Source organism: Vibrio sp. 779(2023), from assembly GCF_033344285.1.
Lineage (GTDB): Bacteria > Pseudomonadota > Gammaproteobacteria > Enterobacterales > Vibrionaceae > Vibrio > Vibrio alginolyticus.
The window spans coordinates 1-1,052 of sequence record NZ_JAWPOM010000219.1 but is presented as its reverse complement, the minus strand read 5'-3'; the positions used below and the strand labels follow the sequence as shown (position 1 = coordinate 1,052).

Below are 1,052 nucleotides of genomic sequence, written 5' to 3'. Positions count from 1 at the left end.
GGACGGTCATCATCCGGATCGGGACCCGGGCCACTGCCGTCATCCACTATCGTTGCCGTCCCCGTATCGCTGCCTTGTACTGCGCCAATGCCGGTTACCGTGACACTGAAATCTTCTGGGCCTTCGTACACCGCGTCATCAATGGAAGCAATGCGCACATCAAACTCGGTTTGCCCCGCTGGCACCGTTACCACGCCATCGTTTGGCACTGTCACCCAACCGCTTCCGGTGTTGTATTCTAAGGTGCCTAAGTCACCGGTTTCGGTATCACCCAAGTTCAGGCCTAGCTCGACTTGAACAGTGGACTCGGAGGCATTCGACAGCGTCACTTTGAAATTGGCTGTATCCCCCTCATTAATGGTGCCAGCATCTGAAATAGTCACGCTTGGACGGTCATCATCCGGATCAGGGCCCGGACCCGTGCCATCGTCCACTATCGTTGCCGTACCCGTATCACTGCCTTGTACTGCGGCAATGCCGGTTACTGTCACACTGAAATCTTCTGGGCCTTCATAAACGGCGTCATCAATGGAAGCAATACGCACATCAAACTCAGTTTGCCCCGCTGGCACCGTTACCACGCCATCGTTTGGCACTGCCACCCAACCGCTCCCGGTGTTGTATTCTAGGGTGCCTAAGTCACCGGTTTCGGTGTCACCTAAGTTGAGGCCTAGCTCGACTTGTACTGTAGACTCGGAGGCGTTCGACAACGTCACTTTGAAGTTGGCTGTCTCACCCTCATTGATGGTGCCAGCATCTGAAATAGTCACATTCGGGCGGTCATCATCCGGATCGGGGCCTGGCCCAGTGCCATCGTCCACGATCGTCGCCGTCCCCGTATCGCTGCCTTGTACTGCGCCAATGCCGGTTACTGTCACACTGAAATCTTCAGGGCCTTCATAAACAGCGTCATCAATGGAAGCGATACGCACATCAAACTCGGTTTGCCCTGCTGGCACCGTCACCACGCCATCGTTTGGCACTGCAACCCAACCGGAGCCTGTGTTGTATTCTAAGGTGCCCAAGTCACCGGTTTCGGTGTCACCTAAGTT

Annotated in this window: 1 protein-coding gene; it reads right to left on the bottom strand. The window is 55.4% G+C overall.

Annotation, left to right across the window (positions count from 1 at the left end; genetic code table 11):
• Window positions 1-1,052, bottom strand: a 1,052-nt coding sequence (locus R8O70_RS26195; RefSeq protein WP_318184586.1) for a Calx-beta domain-containing protein, incomplete at both ends; no start/stop codon positions are given.